Source organism: Pseudomonas sp. 32A, from assembly GCF_052682255.1.
Map to the genome: position 1 here is coordinate 677,956 of NZ_JBQYLY010000001.1, position 17,853 is coordinate 695,808.

Here is a 17,853-nt window from a genome sequence, read left to right on the forward strand (position 1 = left end):
CACTTATGACTAAAAAGTATTTTGGCACCGATGGCATTCGCGGTCGGGTCGGCGAATTCCCGATTACTCCCGATTTCATGCTCAAGTTGGGCTGGGCTGCCGGCATGGCGTTCCGCAGTATGGGGGCCTGCCGCATCCTGGTGGGTAAAGACACGCGTATCTCGGGCTATATGTTTGAGTCCGCGCTGGAGGCCGGGCTGTCCGCTGCCGGCGCTGATGTAATGCTGCTGGGGCCGATGCCTACGCCGGCGATTGCTTACCTGACGCGTACCTTCCACGCTGAAGCCGGTATTGTGATCAGTGCCTCGCACAATCCTCACGATGACAACGGCATCAAGTTCTTCTCGGGCCAAGGCACCAAGCTGCCGGACGAGATTGAGCACATGATCGAAGAATTGCTCGATGCGCCGATGACCGTCGTCGAATCGAGCAAGTTGGGCAAGGTTTCACGGATTAACGACGCTTCCGGTCGTTACATCGAATTCTGCAAAAGCAGCGTGCCAAGCAGCACCAATTTTGCCGGGCTGAAAGTCGTTATCGACTGTGCCCACGGCGCGACCTACAAAGTCGCACCGAGTGTGTTCAAGGAGCTTGGTGCAGACGTTACTGTGCTGTCGGCTCAGCCGAACGGCTTGAACATCAACGACAACTGCGGCTCAACCCACATGGGGCAGTTGCAGGCGGCTGTCCTGGCTGAGCATGCCGACTTGGGTATCGCGTTCGATGGTGATGGCGACCGCGTATTGATGGTCGACCACACTGGCGCGATCGTCGATGGCGACGACCTGTTGTTCATTATTGCCCGTGACCTGCACGAGCGTAACAAGCTGCAAGGTGGTGTCGTCGGCACCTTGATGAGTAATCTGGGGTTGGAGCTGGCCCTGGCAGATCTGGGTATTCCGTTTGTGCGCGCCAATGTCGGTGACCGCTACGTGATCGCTGATCTGCTGGAGCGTAATTGGCAGGTGGGTGGCGAAAACTCCGGGCATATCGTCTGCTTCCAGCATACGACTACCGGGGATGCGATCATCGCCGCGCTGCAGGTGCTGCTGGCGCTGCGTCGTCGCAAAGAAAGCCTGGCCCAGGCGCGCCAGGCGTTGCGCAAGTGCCCTCAAGTACTGCTCAACGTGCGCTTTGCGGGTGGGGACAACCCTATCGAGCATCCGGCTGTCAAAGAGGCCAGCGAGCGCGTCACTGTCGCCATGGCGGGTCGTGGTCGGGTCTTGTTGCGCAAGTCGGGTACCGAGCCTTTGGTGCGTGTCATGGTCGAAGGCGAGGACGAAACACAGGTTCGCGGCTATGCCGAAGAGCTGGCAAAACTGGTAACTGAAGTTTGCGCCTGAATTCGGCTTGCCAGTGATGATGTGGTTGGGTAACATCTGCGCCCACTTTGACCGACGAGGTACAGCATGCGTCGCACTATGGTAGCTGGTAACTGGAAGATGCACGGTACCCGCGCCAGTGTCGCTGAGCTGATCAACGGCCTTCGTCACTTGGCCTTGCCTAGCGGTGTTGATGTCGCGGTATTCCCGCCTTGCTTGTATATCAATCAAGTGATTGATGGCTTGAAAGGTAAGTCGATCCAGGTCGGCGCGCAGAACTCTGCGGTGGAATCCATGCAAGGTGCGTTGACCGGTGAGATTGCACCGAGTCAGCTGGTTGATGCGGGTTGTTCCCTGGTGCTTGTTGGGCACTCCGAGCGCCGCCAGATCATGGGCGAGCGTGATGGGACACTCAATCGCAAATTCGCAGCGGCACAGGCTTGTGGCTTGATTCCGGTGTTGTGCATAGGGGAGACCCTTGAGCAACGAGAGTCCGGTAAAACTCTTGAGGTTGTCGGGCGTCAGCTGGGCAGCATCATCGAGGAGCTGGGAGTCGGTGCCTTTGCAAATGCAGTAATCGCTTACGAGCCGGTCTGGGCCATTGGCACCGGGCTGACTGCTTCGCCGCAACAGGCGCAGGATGTGCACGCAGCCATCCGCGCGCAGTTGGCGGCAGAGAATTCTGAGGTCGCACGAGGTGTGCGGCTTCTATACGGCGGCAGCGTGAAGGCGGCCAATGCGGTCGAACTGTTCGGCATGCCGGATATCGATGGGGGGCTCATTGGTGGAGCTTCCCTGAATGCAGATGAGTTCGGTGCGATTTGTCGCGCCGCGGGAAACTGAAAAAATGCTGGAAACAGTCATCGTTGTTTTTCATCTGCTGGGTGCACTGGGCGTAGTTGCTCTGGTTTTGCTGCAGCAGGGTAAAGGTGCGGACGCTGGTGCGTCTTTCGGGGCAGGTGCTTCAAATACTGTGTTCGGAAGCCAAGGTTCCTCTACCTTTCTTAGTAAGTTTACTGCTATACTTGCCGCCGGTTTCTTCATAACCAGCTTGGGGTTAGGTTACTTTGCTAAAGAGAAAGCTCATGTGCTGACTCAAGTAGGTCTCCCAAACCCAGCAGTGTTGGAAGTACCAAAAGCAAAATCGGCTTCTGATGATGTCCCGGTGCTTCAAGAGCAAAAGTCGGCTACTCCAGCGACTGACGTACCTCCAGCTCAAGAGCAGAAGTAAGAAGGTTGTAAACGCTGTATTGCCGAGGTGGTGGAATTGGTAGACACGCAACCTTGAGGTGGTTGTGCCCATAGGGTGTAGGGGTTCGAGTCCCCTTCTCGGTACCAATTATCAGGAGAGCCCGCTGTTGCGGGCTTTCTTGTAGGTGGAAGGTTACATTGACCCTGTAAGGGATCGGTCGTATACTTCCGCCCCAGCTTTGTCGCGGGGTGGAGCAGTCTGGTAGCTCGTCGGGCTCATAACCCGAAGGTCGTCGGTTCAAATCCGGCCCCCGCAACCAGTTTTAGCGGAGCCCCTTTTAAGGGGCTTTTTGTTAGCTGGACACTTTCAACGCCGCTGTTCGACGGCGTTTCAAGGATGGGCGTTTCGCCCATTTTTTTATTTTGCACAGCATGCACATACATGCACGAGGGGGTTCAGGTGTCGAGCAAGCTAGAAGAGTTGCAGGCCTTGTTGGCCCCGGTGGTCGTGGCCCTAGGCTATGAATGCTGGGGTATTGAGTTTTCGGCTCAAGGTCGCCACTCAATGTTGCGCGTTTATATCGATAAAGAGGGCGGCGTGCTGGTGGACGATTGTGCCATTGTCAGCCGTCAGATCAGCGGTGTCCTGGATGTTGAAGATCCGATCTCCGTTGAATACACCCTCGAAGTTTCCTCGCCTGGCATGGAACGCCCACTGTTCACTATTGATCAGTTTGCAAAATTTGCCGGTGAACAAGTGAAGATCAAGCTGCGCTCTCCCTTTGAAGGGCGACGCAACTTTCAGGGCCTTCTGCGCGGTGTAGAAGAGCAGGACGTCGTGGTGCAGGTAGAAGACCATGAGTTCCTGTTGCCGATCGATATGATCGACAAGGCCAACATTATTCCCAGTTTTGACTGAGACGCGGATCCCGCGGATCCAATGGCTTGCGAAAGGCGAGGCGTACGATGAGCAAAGAAGTACTGCTGGTTGTTGAGTCGGTATCCAATGAAAAGGGCGTACCGGCAAACGTGATTTTTGAAGCGTTGGAGCTGGCCCTGGCCACTGCTACCAAAAAGCGTTTTGAAGACGAAGTTGATCTGCGTGTGGAAATCAACCGCCACACCGGTGCCTACGAGACTTTCCGTCGCTGGACGGTCGTCGAAGAAGCCGATCTTGATGATCCGGCCATCGAAACCTGGCCGAGCAAGGTTGCTGAAACGCATCCGGGCGCCCAGGTCGGTGATGTCGTTGAAGAAAAGATCGAATCCATCGAGTTCGGCCGCATCGCTGCACAGACTGCCAAGCAAGTCATCGTGCAGAAGGTCCGCGAAGCCGAGCGCGCTCAAGTCGTTGACGCTTATCGCGAGCGCCTGGGGGAAATCATCTCCGGCACCGTGAAAAAAGTCACCCGCGACAACGTGATCGTCGACCTGGGTAACAACGCTGAAGCGTTGCTGGCCCGCGAAGACATCATTTCTCGCGAAACTTTCCGGGTTGGCGTGCGTTTGCGTGCGCTGCTCAAGGAAATCCGCACCGAGAACCGCGGCCCTCAGTTGATCCTGTCGCGTACCGCGCCGGAAATGCTGATCGAGTTGTTCCGCATCGAAGTGCCGGAAATTGCCGAAGGCCTGATCGAAGTCATGGCTGCGTCCCGCGATCCGGGTTCGCGCGCCAAGATCGCGGTCCGCTCCAAGGACAAACGCATCGACCCGCAAGGTGCTTGCATTGGTATGCGCGGTTCGCGCGTCCAGGCAGTGTCGGGCGAATTGGGCGGTGAGCGTGTGGACATCGTCCTGTGGGACGATAACCCGGCGCAGTTTGTGATCAACGCAATGTCGCCTGCTGAAGTGGCGGCAATTATCGTTGACGAGGATGCCCATGCAATGGACATCGCCGTTGGCGCAGACAATCTGGCTCAGGCCATCGGTCGCGGTGGTCAGAACGTACGTTTGGCCAGCCAGTTGACCGGCTGGACCCTGAACGTGATGACCGAATCGGACATCCAGGCTAAGCAGCAAGCAGAAACCGGTGACATCCTGCGCAACTTTATCGACGAGCTGGAAGTCGACGAAGACCTGGCACAGGTGCTGGTAGATGAAGGCTTTACCAGCCTGGAAGAGATTGCCTACGTACCGTTGGAAGAAATGCTCAACATCGACGGCTTTGACGAAGACACCGTCAACGAGCTTCGCGCTCGGGCCAAGGATCGTTTGTTGACTAAAGCCATCGCTACTGAGGAAAAGCTGGCAGACGCCCATCCGGCCGAAGACCTGCTCTCGCTTGAGGGTATGGACAAGGATTTGGCGATGGAACTGGCGGTGCGCGGCGTAATTACCCGCGAAGACCTGGCCGAGCAGTCTATTGACGACCTGCTCGACATCGACGGCATTGACGATGATCGTGCCGGCAAGTTGATCATGGCCGCCCGAGCCCATTGGTTCGAGTAATTAGGCGCGGCCTGAGGAGAGAAGTGCATGACGCAAGTCACGGTGAAACAACTGGCCGATGAGGTCAAAACACCGGTAGAGCGCCTGTTGCAGCAGATGCGTGAGGCAGGTCTGCCGCACACCGCCGCCGACGAAGGTGTAAGCGATAGTGAGAAGCAGTCTTTGCTGACTCACTTGAAGAGCAGCCACAAGGCGAAAGTGGAAGAACCGCGCAAGATTACATTGCAGCGCAAAACCACCAGCACCCTGCGTGTTGCTGGCAGCAAGAGCATCAGCGTTGAAGTACGCAAGAAGAAAGTCTTCGTACAGCGCAGCCCGGAAGAAATCGAAGCCGAGCGCAAACGCGAACTGGAAGAACGTCGCGCAGTAGAAAATGCTGCTCGTCAGAAGGCTGAAGAAGAAGCCAAGCGTCGCGCCGAAGAAGAAGCGCGTCGCCAGCCTGCTGCTGCGCAACCTGCTAACACTGAGGCCGTTGCCGCACCTAGCGCGCCTGTTGAAGCTGTTCGTGAGGCCGCTCCGGTTGCCGCCGCGCCGGCTCCTGCAGCTGACGCTCGCAAACGCGAAGAACCTCGTCGTCCGGACAAACCACGTGCCGACGATAACAATCGTCGTGGCAGTGGCGATGGTGAGCGCAAAAACGCTCCACATCGTGCTTCGGTCAAAGAGAAGGCGCCAGCGCCACGTGTTGCTCCACGTACTACCGACGAAGAAAGCGACAGCTTCCGTCGCGGTGGTCGCGGCAAGGCCAAGCTGAAGAAGCGCAACGCCCACGGTTTCCAGAGCCCAACCGGCCCTGTCGTGCGTGATGTGCAGATCGGCGAGACCATCACTGTTGGCGATCTCGCCAATCAGATGTCGGTCAAGGCTGCTGAAATCATCAAGTTCATGTTCAAACTGGGTACCCCAGCGACCATCAACCAGGTACTGGACCAGGAAACTGCCCAACTGGTTGCTGAAGAGCTGGGCCACAAAGTGACCCTGGTCAGCGACACCGCCCTGGAAGATTCCCTGGCCGAGTCCCTGAAGTTTGAAGGCGAGACTTTCTCCCGTGCGCCAGTCGTGACCGTAATGGGCCACGTTGACCATGGTAAGACTTCGCTGCTCGACTATATCCGTCGTGCCAAGGTAGCTGCAGGCGAAGCCGGCGGCATCACCCAGCACATCGGTGCATACCACGTTGAAACCGAGCGCGGCATGGTCACCTTCCTCGACACCCCAGGTCACGCCGCGTTTACCGCCATGCGTGCCCGTGGTGCCAAGGCGACTGACATCGTGATCCTGGTAGTTGCAGCGGACGACGGCGTAATGCCGCAGACCATTGAAGCTGTCCAGCACGCCAAGGCCGCTGGTGTTCCTCTGGTTGTTGCAGTGAACAAAATCGACAAGCCGGGCGCCGATCTCGATCGCATCCGTAGCGAACTGTCGGTTCACGGCGTGACTTCCGAAGAGTGGGGCGGTGATACGCCATTCGTTTCGGTTTCGGCGAAAGTCGGTACCGGTGTAGACGAGCTGCTCGAAGCCGTCCTGCTGCAAGCCGAAGTTCTCGAACTGAAAGCAACTCCATCGGCCCCGGGTCGTGGTGTTGTGGTTGAATCGCGTCTCGACAAAGGTCGTGGCCCGGTTGCAACCGTTCTGGTTCAAGACGGTACCCTGCGCCAAGGCGACATGGTCCTGGTCGGTTCGAACTATGGCCGTGTACGGGCCATGCTCGACGAGAACGGCAAGCCAATCAAGGAAGCCGGTCCTTCCATCCCTGTCGAGATCCTCGGCCTGGACGGTACCCCGGACGCTGGCGACGAGATGAGCGTGCTGTCGGACGAGAAGAAAGCCCGTGAAGTGGCTCTGTTCCGTCAAGGCAAGTTCCGCGAAGTCAAGCTGGCCCGTGCTCACGCCGGCAAGCTGGAAAACATCTTCGAGAACATGGGCCAGGCAGAGAAGAAGACGCTTAACATCGTCCTCAAATCTGACGTTCGTGGTTCCCTCGAAGCGTTGAACGGCGCCTTGAACGGCCTGGGTAACGACGAAGTGCAAGTGCGTGTTGTCGGTGGCGGTGTCGGTGGTATCACCGAATCCGACGCCAACCTGGCACTGGCTTCCAACGCTGTACTGTTCGGCTTCAACGTGCGTGCCGATGCTGGCGCACGGAAGATCGTCGAGCAGGAAGGCCTGGACATGCGTTACTACAACGTCATCTACGACATCATCGAAGACGTCAAGAAAGCCCTCACCGGCATGCTTGGCAGCGACGTCCGGGAGAACATCCTGGGTGTGGCCGAGGTGCGTGACGTGTTCCGCTCGCCGAAATTCGGCGCGATCGCCGGTTGCATGGTTATCGAAGGTGTTGTGCACCGTAACCGTCCAATCCGTGTACTGCGTGAAGACATCGTTATCTTCGAAGGCGAGCTGGAATCCCTGCGCCGCTTCAAGGATGACGCTTCCGAAGTACGTGCCGGCATGGAATGCGGTATCGGCGTCAAGAGCTACAACGACGTCAAGGCGGGTGACAAGATCGAAGTCTACGAGAAGGTTCAGGTTGCTCGCAGCCTCTAACTCGCGCACTTCAAGGGCCACGCGGCGCCCGGGCATGCAAATGCCTGGCGCCGTGTTCGGACTCTAAACGCAACGCCCGGTCTGGCTTTTGTCAGGCCGGGCGTTTGCCGCTTTCAGACCCCACGGGTTTCACCGTGTGGCAGTAACAGGTAACAAGACATGGCAAAAGAATACAGCCGTACCCAACGTATCGGCGATCAGATGCAGCGCGAGCTGGCACAGCTGATCCGTCGTGAAGTAAAAGACCCACGTGTTGGCCTGGTCACCATCACCGCCGTTGAAGTCAGCCGTGACGTTGGTCACGCCAAGATCTTCATCACCGTGATGGGTCAGGACAGCAGCGAAGAAATCGCGCAAAGCATCAAGGTGCTCAACTCTGCCGCAGGCTTCCTGCGCATGCAGTTGGCCCGTGAAATGAAGCTGCGCAGCGTTCCACAGTTGCACTTCCACTACGACGAAAGCGTCGTGCGTGGCGCGCATCTGTCGGCACTGATCGAGCGGGCCGTGGCTGAAGACAATCAGCACCCGGTCTCTGCTACGCCTGAAGACGCCAAGGAGTAATCGGTGGCTCAGGTCAAACGTATCCGTCGTAACGTCAGCGGCATCATTCTGCTGGACAAGCCCATTGGCTTTACCTCCAATGCGGCGTTGCAGAAGGTCCGCTGGCTGCTCAATGCCGAGAAGGCAGGGCACACCGGCAGCCTCGACCCCTTGGCCACCGGCGTGTTGCCGTTGTGCTTTGGCGAGGCCACCAAGTTTTCGCAATACCTGCTTGATTCCGACAAGGGTTACGAAACCCTGATGCAACTGGGCAAGACCACCACCACGGCAGACGCCGAAGGTGATGTTTTGCAGGTTCGCGAAGTGACCGTTGGTCGTGCTGATATCGAGGCTGCCTTACCTGCTTTTCGTGGGCAAATCAGTCAGATACCGCCGATGTACTCGGCTCTCAAGCGTGATGGTCAGCCGCTTTACAAGTTGGCACGTGCAGGTGAAGTGGTGGAGCGCGAACCGCGTTCTGTTACTATTGCGCGCTTGGAATTGCTCGCCGCTGAAGGCGACACTGCCCGGTTGGCGGTGGACTGCAGCAAAGGCACCTATATCCGTACCCTCGTGGAAGATATCGGTGAGCAACTAGGCTGTGGCGCATACGTTGCAGAACTGCGACGCACCCAGGCCGGCCCTTTCACCCTGGCCCAGACGGTCACGCTGGAAGAGCTGGAAGCGGTACATGCCGAAGGCGGCAACGAAGCGGTTGATCGCTTTCTGATGCCATCGGACAGCGGTTTGCTGGATTGGCCATTGCTGCACTTCTCGGAGCACAGCGCGTTTTACTGGCTTAACGGCCAGCCAGTACGTGCACCGGATGCCCCGAAGTTCGGCATGGTGCGAGTACAAGATCACAACGGTCGCTTTATCGGTATCGGTGAAGTGAGCGAAGACGGGCGCATCGCGCCGCGTCGACTGATTCGGTCAGAATGACCGAACGAGGGTGGCTGTTAACAGGCACGGTCACTACTCATTTTTAGATACAGGGATTTGTCCCTGGCCTGTTGAAACTGCCCTTTGGGTGGTTTCCTGAAAAAAGGATTGCCTCATGGCTCTCGACGTTCAAGAAAAAGCTCAAATCGTAGCTGACTACCAGCAAGCTGTTGGTGACACTGGTTCGCCAGAAGTGCAAGTTGCACTGCTGACCCACAACATCAACAAGCTGCAAGGTCACTTCAAGGCCAACGGTAAAGATCACCACTCCCGTCGTGGTCTGATCCGCATGGTAAACCAGCGTCGTAAGCTGCTGGACTACCTGAAAGGCAAGGATCTGGGTCGTTATCAGGCTCTGATCGGTCGCCTGGGTCTGCGTCGCTAATAAGCGATTGCGCTAGAGGTTGGTTGGCTGTCGTGTGTCAGTGGGTTTCCCGCTGGCCCATGGCAGGCTTCCAGCCTCAAGTTTTATCTGGATACACGTTTTACCCTGGACAGGCGTTGGGCCGATTCCCGACATTGCCCAAGAATTTCGCAAGAAGACAAGTTCCCCAAGAGCCACAAAGAAGGTAGGACACCGTGAACCCGGTTATCAAAAAATTCCAGTTCGGTCAGTCGACCGTTACCCTCGAGACAGGCCGTATCGCCCGTCAAGCCTCCGGCGCAGTGCTGGTTACCGTTGACGACGACGTCACCGTATTGGTGACCGTTGTAGGCGCCAAGACCGCTGACCCAAGCAAAGGCTTCTTCCCTCTTTCCGTTCACTACCAGGAAAAGACTTACGCTGCCGGTAAGATCCCTGGTGGTTTCTTCAAGCGCGAAGGCCGTCCTTCCGAGAAAGAAACCCTGACTTCCCGACTGATCGATCGTCCGATCCGTCCGCTGTTCCCAGAAGGCTTCATGAACGAAGTGCAGGTTGTCTGCACCGTCGTTTCCACCAGCAAGAAGACCGATCCGGACATCGCTGCGATGATCGGTACCTCGGCTGCCCTGGCCATCTCCGGTATTCCTTTCGATGGCCCGATCGGCGCTGCCCGCGTTGCGTTCCACGAAAGCACCGGCTACCTGCTGAACCCGACTTACGAACAACAGAAAGCTTCGAGCCTGGACATGGTCGTTGCCGGTACTTCGGAAGCCGTTCTGATGGTTGAATCGGAAGCCAAAGAGCTGACCGAAGACCAGATGCTGGGCGCAGTACTGTTTGCTCACGACGAGTTCCAGGTTGTGATCAACGCGGTTAAAGAACTGGCCGCTGAAGCTGCCAAGCCAACCTGGACCTGGGCTCCTCAGCCAGAAGCCACCGCACTGCTGGGCGCTATCCGCTCCGAGTTCGGCACCGCTATCTCCGACGCCTACACCATCACCATCAAGGCCGACCGTTACGCTCGCCTGGGTGAGTTGAAGGACCAGGTTGTTGCCAAGCTGTCCGGTGAAGAAGGCCAGCCTTCGTCCAGCGAAGTCAAAGCAGCCTTCGGCGAAATCGAATACCGCACCGTTCGCGAAAACATCGTTAACGGCAAGCCACGTATCGACGGTCGCGACACTCGCACCGTACGTCCGCTGAACATCGAAGTCGGCGTTCTGCCAAAAACCCACGGTTCGGCCCTGTTCACCCGTGGCGAAACCCAGGCTCTGGTTGTTGCAACACTGGGTACTGCCCGTGACGCACAGCTGCTGGACACCCTGGAAGGCGAGAAAAAAGACCCGTTCATGCTGCACTACAACTTCCCTCCGTTCTCGGTCGGTGAGTGTGGTCGCATGGGTGGCGCTGGCCGCCGCGAAATCGGTCACGGCCGTCTGGCTCGTCGTTCGATTGCAGCCATGCTGCCTGCCGCCGACGTGTTCCCGTACACCATTCGTGTTGTGTCGGAAATCACCGAGTCCAACGGTTCCAGCTCCATGGCTTCGGTCTGTGGTGCTTCCCTGGCTCTGATGGACGCCGGTGTACCGATGAAGGCACCGGTTGCCGGTATCGCCATGGGTCTGGTTAAAGAAGGCGAGAAGTTCGCCATCCTGACCGACATCCTGGGTGACGAAGACCACCTCGGCGACATGGACTTCAAAGTAGCCGGTACCGCCAAAGGTGTTACCGCGCTGCAGATGGACATCAAGATCAAAGGCATCACCGAAGAAATCATGGAGATCGCTCTGGGCCAAGCCCTGGAAGCGCGCCTGAACATCCTCGGTCAGATGAACCAGATCATTGGTCAGTCCCGTACCGAACTGTCGGAAAATGCTCCGACCATGATCGCGATGAAAATCGACACCGACAAAATCCGTGATGTTATCGGTAAAGGCGGCGCGACCATTCGTGCGATCTGTGAAGAGACCAAGGCTTCGATCGACATCGAAGACGACGGCTCGATCAAGATCTTCGGCGAAACCAAGGAAGCGGCTGAAGCGGCACGTCAGCGCGTCCTGGGCATCACCGCTGAAGCCGAGATCGGCAAGATCTACGTCGGTAAGGTTGAGCGCATCGTCGACTTCGGCGCATTCGTCAACATCCTGCCTGGCAAGGACGGTCTGGTTCACATTTCCATGCTGAGCGATGCTCGCGTTGAGAAAGTGACCGACATCCTGAAAGAAGGCCAGGAAGTGGAAGTGCTGGTACTGGACGTGGACAACCGCGGCCGTATCAAGCTGTCCATCAAGGACGTAGCAGCAGCCAAGGCTTCGGGAGTTTAATCACCCCGTTGCTGTAAGCTGAAAAAAGGACTCTTCGGAGTCCTTTTTTCATGCCTGTAGGAAAGTGTCGCGAAATCAGGCGTTTAGCCAAATCTCAAAAGCCGCAACTTGCATGCAGTTACGGTCGTCTTCATGCAAGTTGCACGATTCCGAAAATTGCCTGTTTTCATAACATGTTGTTTTATAAGGATTTAATCGCTCGTCTCGAGTTGGCACACTGCCTGCAATATCCCTGTTAACGCTGCAGCATTAAGGTTTACGTACTGCAGACTTTTAATAAAACAGGAGTTACTCGTATGAAGAAGTTCGCTCTCGCTACTGCTACCGCTCTGACCCTGGCCATGGGTGCTAACGTAGCCTTTGCTCAGACTTCCCAAGCCCCAATGACCTTGGCGGCCGGTGAAGTCACCAAGGCTAAAGAGTCCACTTCGGATACCTGGATCACCACCAAAGTCAAAGCTGACCTGCTGACCGAGAAAGGTATTCCTGGTTCGGACATTAAGGTTGAGACCAACAAAGGTGTGGTTTCCCTGTCCTCGACAGTCGCTATCTCCGACGCGCAGAAAGCCACTGCTGTAGCGATCACCAAAAAAATCAAAGGCGTAACCGCCGTTTCGGCTGACGGCCTGATGGCTGGCGGCGCTACCAAGGCTGATAACGTCGACAAAACCAAAGGCGCAGCTGCTGACGCCAAAGAGTCCACCTCGGACACTTGGATCACCACCAAAGTGAAAGCTGACCTGGTAACCGAGAAAGGTATTCCTGGCACCGACATCAAAGTCGAAACCAACAAAGGTGTAGTTTCCCTGTCGTCGACCGTCGCAGTGACTGAAGCGCAGAAAACTACCGCGGTGAACATCACCAAGAAAATCAAAGGCGTTAAAGCTGTATCGGCCGACGGCCTGAAAGCAGAGTAACGCTTAACGAATCGCCTGAGCTAGGCGGAGGCGGCCACGAGCGAGTTAGATATCCGCTCAATGCACCTCACAGGTTCATGCGACCGACCACACGGATGTGGTCATTACAGGCCCCGGCACTTGTGTCGGGGCCTGTTCTATTGTGGGCGGGAAATTGTAGGAGCGAGCTTGCTCGCGAAAAACCTGAGAGCGCCACGGTAACTCAAAAAGCACCCGTTATCGTTGACGCCCTTCGCGAGCAAGCTCGCTCCTACAGGGGATGTACACCGTTTGAGTTATTCGGCATCCAGATGCATCGGGGTCACCACCCGGCCATCTTTCTCCGCCTGTCCAAGATTGGCGTCGATAAAGTAGACCCGGTCATCTTCCAATTGACCCTTGTCCACCAGGTAGTCCTTGATTGCACTGGCGCGGTCCTGGCCTAGTTGGCGCAGCAACACGTCACTGCCACTCCAGAACTTGATCACACCGTCCCGTAGCTTGGCGGTGCGCTCGTCATTGCTCAGGTCTTTCCACTCGGCCGGCGGCTGTTGTTTCAGGCGGGTACGGTAGATGCCTTCCAACAGCGGCGCCTTTTCCTTTTCCGGGACTTCAAGCAGCGACGCCTGGGCCGGGACCTTATCGCCACGGCGCTGGAGGATCTTGTAGTAGTTGTACTGGTATTCGCGTTCCAGCCGCTGTGCGGCCAACAATGGGCCGTCACTGCTGGCAGCGGCGGTGCCTTCGATCTCCAGGCGCAGGGCAGGGCGCTCCTTGAGGGCCTTGGCCAGGCTGTCCAAGGCCGACTGGGAATCCTTGCTCAGCTCGCTGGAACCTGCGGCGAACGACACGTTGCCAAGGTCTTGTGCACCACCACCGCTAATCAACCCGCCAATGAACTTGAAGGGTGCTGTGGCCGCGCGTACCACCAGGTTACGCAGGGTCTGCCAGACAATCGGCATCACGCTGAATTGCGGGTTGTTCAAGTCGCCGGTCACCGGCAGCTCAATGGAGATCTTGCCGTCGGAATCCTTGAGCAGCGCAATCGCTAGGCGAATCGGCAGGTCCACGGCATCCGCACTGTCGACCTTCTCACCCAGTTGCAGTTGCTCGACCACCACCTTGTTCTCGGCCTTCAACTGGCCCTTGGTGATGACGTAATGCAGGTCCAGGTTGAGCCGGCCCTTGCGGATACGGAACCCGGCGAACTTGCCCGAGTAGGGCGTCAGGGTGGTCAGTTCGACACGTTTGAAGCTGGTAGCGATGTCCAGCGCGGCCATTGGGTCAAACGGGTTCACGCTGCCCTTGATGGTCACCGGCGCATAACGGTCGACCTTGCCCTTGATGTCGACGCTCGCTGGCTTGGCCTGGCGACTGTCGATGGTGCCGATCTGGCCGTTGAGCTGTTGAATCGCCGTGGCGAAGTTCGGGGTCAGGCTGAAGTCGGCGAAGTTGGCCGAACCGTCGTTGATCGCAATTTGACCAATATGAATGCCCAGCGGCTTCTCTTTGCTGGCCGCAGGTTTGGCCGTGGACTTGGTGCCGCTGTCGGCCGGCTGTGGGATCAGCAGGTCATCGATGTTGGTGGTGCGGTCATCGTTGATCATGAAGCGCGCATAGGGTTGCAGCAGGTTGACCTTGTCGATCGACAGGCTGTCGCCATGTTGATAATTCACACCTTCCAGTACCAGGCGCTGCCACTTCAGGAAGTCGCGGGTCTTCATGGTGTCCAGGGTGTGCAACTGATCGACCTGTGCCCGGCCAGTCACCTGGAACGCCAAAGGCTCGGTGCTTTTCAGGTTCACGTCGAGGTTGCTGCCGAGCATGCCGCTACGCAGTTCCAGGCGGATAAACGGGCTGATGTAGGACTGGGCGACGCGCAGGTCGATGTCCTTGGTATCCACTTTCAGCTTGGCGCTGACCGGGTTCAGGTTGACCTGGCCGGTCGCCTGGAGCTTGCCCTGTTTGCCTACGCCGGTATCCAGCTTGAGGGTAAACGGGCTTTGGTTGAGGCTGTCGAAATCCTGCAGGTCAAGGTTCAGCGGCCCCACTTCCAGGGCGACTGCCGGCGTGGCGGAACGGTCCGCCAGGTGCACTTGATAGTTGCGCAGTTGCACGTCCTTCAGCAGCACTTGCCATGGTTTGCTCGGCGCTGCCGGTGCAGGCTTTGGCGAGTCGGCGGTGGCGGGTGCGGTGGCTGGCTCGGCGGCGGGTGCAGGCTTGCTCGGTTGGCTGGCGAACAGTTTCTGCCAATCCAGTTGGCCGTCTGCTTCAAGGGCTGCCCAGGTTTCGAGCTTGTTGCTGCGGATCTTGCCGACTATTACCTGCTGCTTGGCCAGGTCTACAGTGGTGTCGCTGACGTCCAGCTTCTCCAGGCGCGCGAGTGGCCGGCCGTCCGGGGCCTTGATCGCAAACGGCGCGACACTCAGGGCAACGTTGGTCAGGTTCAGCTCGGTTTCCTTGGCCAGGCTCATCTTGTAGTCGGTGCTGAAGTTGAGGATGCCGTCTTCCAGAACCAGCGGCACCGCATCACGCACATACGGCCACCAGACTTTCATCTTGCCGTCGGTAACCTTGAGTTTGCCCTCGGAGGCAATCGGGATGAGGCTGAAGTTACCGGTCCAGTCGATCTGCCCACCTTCAGGGCCGGCCGCAACCAGGGTCATATCAGCGTTGTCTTCGGGCAGCGTGCTGAGGTTTTTCAGCTCGAAATCCAGCTTGTCGTAGAGAAACTCGATCGGTTCGCTGGGGCGCAAATCCTGGAAGTGCACATAGCCGGCTGCCAGCTTGATGTTGTCGATGCGCAGCGGGAACGGCTTGGCGTTGGGATCGCTGGGCGTCGGCTCGCTGGCGGGCAATTTGAACAGTTGCGCCAGGTTGAGTTGGCCGGACTTGTCGAACAGCAGCTCGGTCTTGGGCTTGTCGAGCTGTATGTCAGCCAGGTGCAGGGCGCGGGTCCACAGGCTGTCGATCTGCAGGTTGGCATAGAGGCGTTCAAAGCCCACTTGCTCCTTGCCAGGCTCGCCGATATTCAATCCCCATACGGTCAATTCGAGGCTGAACGGGTTGAACTCGATACGCTCGATACGCGCCGGCACGGTGGCGTAACTGGCCAGCTGTTGGTTGGCCACGCGAAGGGCGATGCCGGGGAGAATAAGGAAGCCCAGCAAACTGTACAGAGCAAGGGCGGTCAGCAAGGCGCCAGCGGCGCGAATCAATCCTTTGGGCATATGTGACGCCATCTATGTCATTCAAGAGTGCCTTGGAGTATGGCACGGGTTTACGGTTCCGAAGAACCGGGCCTTTATTCCTGTGGCCAGGCGCTTTTAGGACAGATCTTACAGCTGCAGGATCAGCGTCTTCAGCGGGGGCTGCTGGTCTTGCGACGGGAAGTCTGCGCCAGGGGTCATGATCTGCCAGTCACGGACCGGGCGGCCGGCCTTTTCGGCGCAGCGCAGGACCTGGTCGCGCCAGTCGTCCATGCTGACTTTTGCCAGGTTGTTGCAGCAGATCAGCACGCCGTTGTCGGCGGTGGTCAGCAGTGCCGGCTTGAGCAGGCTCTGATAGTCGCGCAGCAGGTCGACGGTGCCGAAGGCGCTCTTGGCCCAGGCCGGAGGGTCAAGCAGTACCAGGTCGTATTGGCGTTGCTCCAGGCGTGGATAACTCGGCAGTTTCTGGCCGCGACGCTGGCTGATGGGCAGGCCGGCCAGTTGGCGGATTGCCGGGAAGTAGTCGGACTGCACGAATTCCATCGACGGCAATTGCGGATTGAGCAGGCCGTTTTCGCGACCGACCGCGAGGTTGCCCTCGGCAAAGTCCAGGTTGCACACCTCACGGGCGCCACCGGCAGCCGCGCTCAGGCCAACGCCACAGGTGTAGGCAAACAGGTTCAGCACGCTTTTACCGGCGCTGTGCGTCTTGACCCAGCCGCGGGTGTTGCGCAGGTCGAGGAACAGCAGCGGGTCTTGCCCTGCATGGCGGCCGCGTACGCGGTAGTTGAGGTCCCATTCGTGGCCGATCAAATCTTCCAAGGCCGCAGGTTCGGCGCGGTACACCGTGTCTTCACGGTCGATGCGCGAGTTGCCCCGTGAGCGGTCGTTGTAGACCAGCAGCAGTTCCAGGCCCAGGTACTGGTTGATCGACTGGTGCAGTTGCAGCAGGTCGTCGCTTTCCAGCGACTGGTGAAAGCTTTGCACCAGCAGTTGCGGGCCGTAGCGGTCGATTGTCAGGCCGCCGGCGCCTTCCTGGCTGCCGTGGAACAGTCGATAGCAATCGGTGCCTTGGGCATGCAGCTCAGCGAGCAGGTCTTGGCGATGATCGAGGGCGGCGCGCAGCGCCTGATTCAAGGAAGACATGTTGCGCGCCTTGCAGAGTAATGGGGGCGCGGGAGTTTAACAGTTATGGCTCCAGCAGGCCCATTCGCCTGTGGGCCCGTTGCACCGAACCGTTGCGCATGGCCCAGCGTAGCAACGGCGCGCTGCGCTTGACCCCGGCGCGAATCATCTGGCGTTGCAGCGGGCGTTGCTTCTGCCCGAGCATGTCGCTGGCCCAGTCCGGCAGCAGGTCGATGCCGGCCTGCATCATCAGCGAGCCAAACGGCTTGGCCAAGGTGCTGGGGGACGGCGCATTGAGCAGCAGACGCAGCACTTCGTGGCTGCGGTCGTCACACAACAGTTGCGGGCGAATGCGCTCAAGGTAGTCGGAAATTTCCTGACGTGAGCGCGGCACATGGCGCGCCCCCAGTTGCTCAGCCACCAGGGCGATTTCGCTGTAGTACCGGTCTTGATCCCTGGGGGATAGATCCGGGTTGCAATAACGCAGGTGGGCCGCGAGAAAGTTACTGACCTCTGCCACATGCACCCAGGTCAGCAACTCGGGATCGCTGGCCGCATACGGTCGGCCATCAGGTGCATGGCCGACCACTTGCAGGTGAATGGTGCGCACTTTCTCGATAAGCCATTCGGCGTCGCGGCGCGAACCGAATGTGGTCCCGGAAATGAACTGCGAGGTACGCCGCAAACGCCCCAGCATGTCTTGCCGAAAGTTCGAATGGTCCCATACGCCGGCCAGGGCCAGCGGGTGCAACGCCTGCAACATCAGCGCGCTGATGCCACCAATCAACATGCTGCTGAAGTCGCCATGGACCTTCCAGCTCACCGAGTTCGGGCCAAAGAGACCTGGATCGCCCTTGGGGTTTTCCAGGTCGAGTTGGCCGAGCGACAAGCCAGTCAGGCTCATCAGCTGGTTTTCGATGCGGCTGCGAATGAATTCCATGGGTT

The 17,853-nt window shown here is 58.1% G+C and carries 14 protein-coding genes, 2 tRNA genes and 1 pseudogene; 13 read left to right on the forward strand and 4 right to left on the reverse strand.

The features are described 5' to 3' along the window. The first annotated feature begins 5 nt into the window (after positions 1-5). The 13 genes from glmM (at position 6) to ACUN0G_RS03015 (ending at position 12,595) form a co-directional block, all read left to right on the forward strand. Positions 6-1,343 carry a phosphoglucosamine mutase gene (gene glmM / locus ACUN0G_RS02955; RefSeq protein WP_421524251.1) on the forward strand — a complete coding sequence of 446 codons (1,338 nt, stop codon included), beginning with the start codon at positions 6-8 and terminating at the stop codon, positions 1,341-1,343. A gap of 66 nt (positions 1,344-1,409) precedes the next feature. After that, entirely contained in the window at positions 1,410-2,165 is a 756-nt protein-coding gene (gene tpiA / locus ACUN0G_RS02960) for a triose-phosphate isomerase (protein WP_063033212.1), read from the forward strand. A 4-nt stretch (positions 2,166-2,169) separates the two neighbouring features. After that, entirely contained in the window at positions 2,170-2,553 is a 384-nt protein-coding gene (secG, locus tag ACUN0G_RS02965; protein WP_445572655.1) for a preprotein translocase subunit SecG, read from the forward strand. A gap of 21 nt (positions 2,554-2,574) precedes the next feature. After that, a tRNA-Leu gene (locus tag ACUN0G_RS02970) sits at positions 2,575-2,660 on the forward strand. A 96-nt stretch (positions 2,661-2,756) separates the two neighbouring features. After that, positions 2,757-2,833, forward strand: a tRNA-Met gene (locus tag ACUN0G_RS02975). 140 nt (positions 2,834-2,973) lie between these two features. After that, positions 2,974-3,432 carry a ribosome maturation factor RimP gene (gene rimP / locus ACUN0G_RS02980; protein ID WP_003235029.1) on the forward strand — a complete coding sequence of 153 codons (459 nt, stop codon included), beginning with the start codon at positions 2,974-2,976 and terminating at the stop codon, positions 3,430-3,432. A gap of 47 nt (positions 3,433-3,479) precedes the next feature. Continuing rightward, entirely contained in the window at positions 3,480-4,961 is a 1,482-nt protein-coding gene (gene nusA, locus ACUN0G_RS02985) for a transcription termination factor NusA (protein ID WP_003212187.1), read from the forward strand. Positions 4,962-4,988: 27 nt separating this feature from the next. Further along, the gene (gene infB, locus ACUN0G_RS02990) at positions 4,989-7,511 is read left to right on the forward strand and encodes a translation initiation factor IF-2 (protein ID WP_003212186.1); all 2,523 of its coding nucleotides are present in this window, start codon (positions 4,989-4,991) and stop codon (positions 7,509-7,511) included. Between the two features lie 159 nt (positions 7,512-7,670). Next, entirely contained in the window at positions 7,671-8,072 is a 402-nt protein-coding gene (gene rbfA / locus ACUN0G_RS02995) for a 30S ribosome-binding factor RbfA (RefSeq protein WP_017478568.1), read from the forward strand. 3 nt (positions 8,073-8,075) lie between these two features. Continuing rightward, the gene (truB, locus tag ACUN0G_RS03000) at positions 8,076-8,993 is read left to right on the forward strand and encodes a tRNA pseudouridine(55) synthase TruB (RefSeq protein ID WP_003212182.1); all 918 of its coding nucleotides are present in this window, start codon (positions 8,076-8,078) and stop codon (positions 8,991-8,993) included. Positions 8,994-9,108: 115 nt separating this feature from the next. Continuing rightward, positions 9,109-9,378: a 30S ribosomal protein S15 gene (gene rpsO, locus ACUN0G_RS03005; RefSeq protein ID WP_003176135.1), complete on the forward strand. Its 270-nt coding sequence runs from the start codon at positions 9,109-9,111 to the stop codon at positions 9,376-9,378. A 194-nt stretch (positions 9,379-9,572) separates the two neighbouring features. Next, positions 9,573-11,678: a polyribonucleotide nucleotidyltransferase gene (gene pnp, locus ACUN0G_RS03010; protein WP_003212180.1), complete on the forward strand. Its 2,106-nt coding sequence runs from the start codon at positions 9,573-9,575 to the stop codon at positions 11,676-11,678. A 296-nt stretch (positions 11,679-11,974) separates the two neighbouring features. Next, positions 11,975-12,595 (forward strand): BON domain-containing protein, encoded by a 621-nt coding sequence (locus tag ACUN0G_RS03015; protein WP_069078285.1) that lies wholly within the window; start codon positions 11,975-11,977, stop codon positions 12,593-12,595. Between the two features lie 152 nt (positions 12,596-12,747). Here ACUN0G_RS03015 and ACUN0G_RS03020 read toward each other — a convergent pair. From ACUN0G_RS03020 to ACUN0G_RS03035, 4 genes and pseudogenes are all read right to left on the reverse strand, one after another. Continuing rightward, a pseudogene (locus ACUN0G_RS03020) lies at positions 12,748-12,837 on the reverse strand (outer membrane lipoprotein carrier protein LolA); the annotation flags it as partial. Positions 12,838-12,870: 33 nt separating this feature from the next. Then, positions 12,871-15,804, reverse strand: coding sequence for a DUF748 domain-containing protein (locus ACUN0G_RS03025; RefSeq protein ID WP_445572656.1), 2,934 nt, complete (start codon positions 15,802-15,804; stop codon positions 12,871-12,873). A 108-nt stretch (positions 15,805-15,912) separates the two neighbouring features. Further along, complete coding sequence (locus tag ACUN0G_RS03030) at positions 15,913-16,929, reverse strand: class I SAM-dependent rRNA methyltransferase (protein WP_421524253.1); 1,017 nt, start codon at positions 16,927-16,929, stop codon at positions 15,913-15,915. 43 nt (positions 16,930-16,972) lie between these two features. Next, the gene (locus ACUN0G_RS03035) at positions 16,973-17,848 is read right to left on the reverse strand and encodes an oxygenase MpaB family protein (protein WP_330208400.1); all 876 of its coding nucleotides are present in this window, start codon (positions 17,846-17,848) and stop codon (positions 16,973-16,975) included. Positions 17,849-17,853: the final 5 nt, after the last annotated feature.

What these genes read in the sequence shown, in the direction of transcription:
- glmM (WP_421524251.1), top strand. Translation starts at nt 6, where the DNA reads ATGACTAAAAAGTATTTTGGCACCGATGGCATTCGCGGTCGGGTCGGC.
- tpiA (WP_063033212.1), top strand. Translation starts at nt 1,410, where the DNA reads ATGCGTCGCACTATGGTAGCTGGTAACTGGAAGATGCACGGTACCCGC.
- secG (WP_445572655.1), top strand. Translation starts at nt 2,170, where the DNA reads ATGCTGGAAACAGTCATCGTTGTTTTTCATCTGCTGGGTGCACTGGGC.
- nusA (WP_003212187.1), top strand. Translation starts at nt 3,480, where the DNA reads ATGAGCAAAGAAGTACTGCTGGTTGTTGAGTCGGTATCCAATGAAAAG.
- infB (WP_003212186.1), top strand. Translation starts at nt 4,989, where the DNA reads ATGACGCAAGTCACGGTGAAACAACTGGCCGATGAGGTCAAAACACCG.
- rbfA (WP_017478568.1), top strand. Translation starts at nt 7,671, where the DNA reads ATGGCAAAAGAATACAGCCGTACCCAACGTATCGGCGATCAGATGCAG.
- rpsO (WP_003176135.1), top strand. Translation starts at nt 9,109, where the DNA reads ATGGCTCTCGACGTTCAAGAAAAAGCTCAAATCGTAGCTGACTACCAG.
- ACUN0G_RS03015 (WP_069078285.1), top strand. Translation starts at nt 11,975, where the DNA reads ATGAAGAAGTTCGCTCTCGCTACTGCTACCGCTCTGACCCTGGCCATG.
- ACUN0G_RS03025 (WP_445572656.1), bottom strand. Translation starts at nt 15,804, where the DNA reads ATGCCCAAAGGATTGATTCGCGCCGCTGGCGCCTTGCTGACCGCCCTT.
- ACUN0G_RS03030 (WP_421524253.1), bottom strand. Translation starts at nt 16,929, where the DNA reads ATGTCTTCCTTGAATCAGGCGCTGCGCGCCGCCCTCGATCATCGCCAA.
- ACUN0G_RS03035 (WP_330208400.1), bottom strand. Translation starts at nt 17,848, where the DNA reads ATGGAATTCATTCGCAGCCGCATCGAAAACCAGCTGATGAGCCTGACT.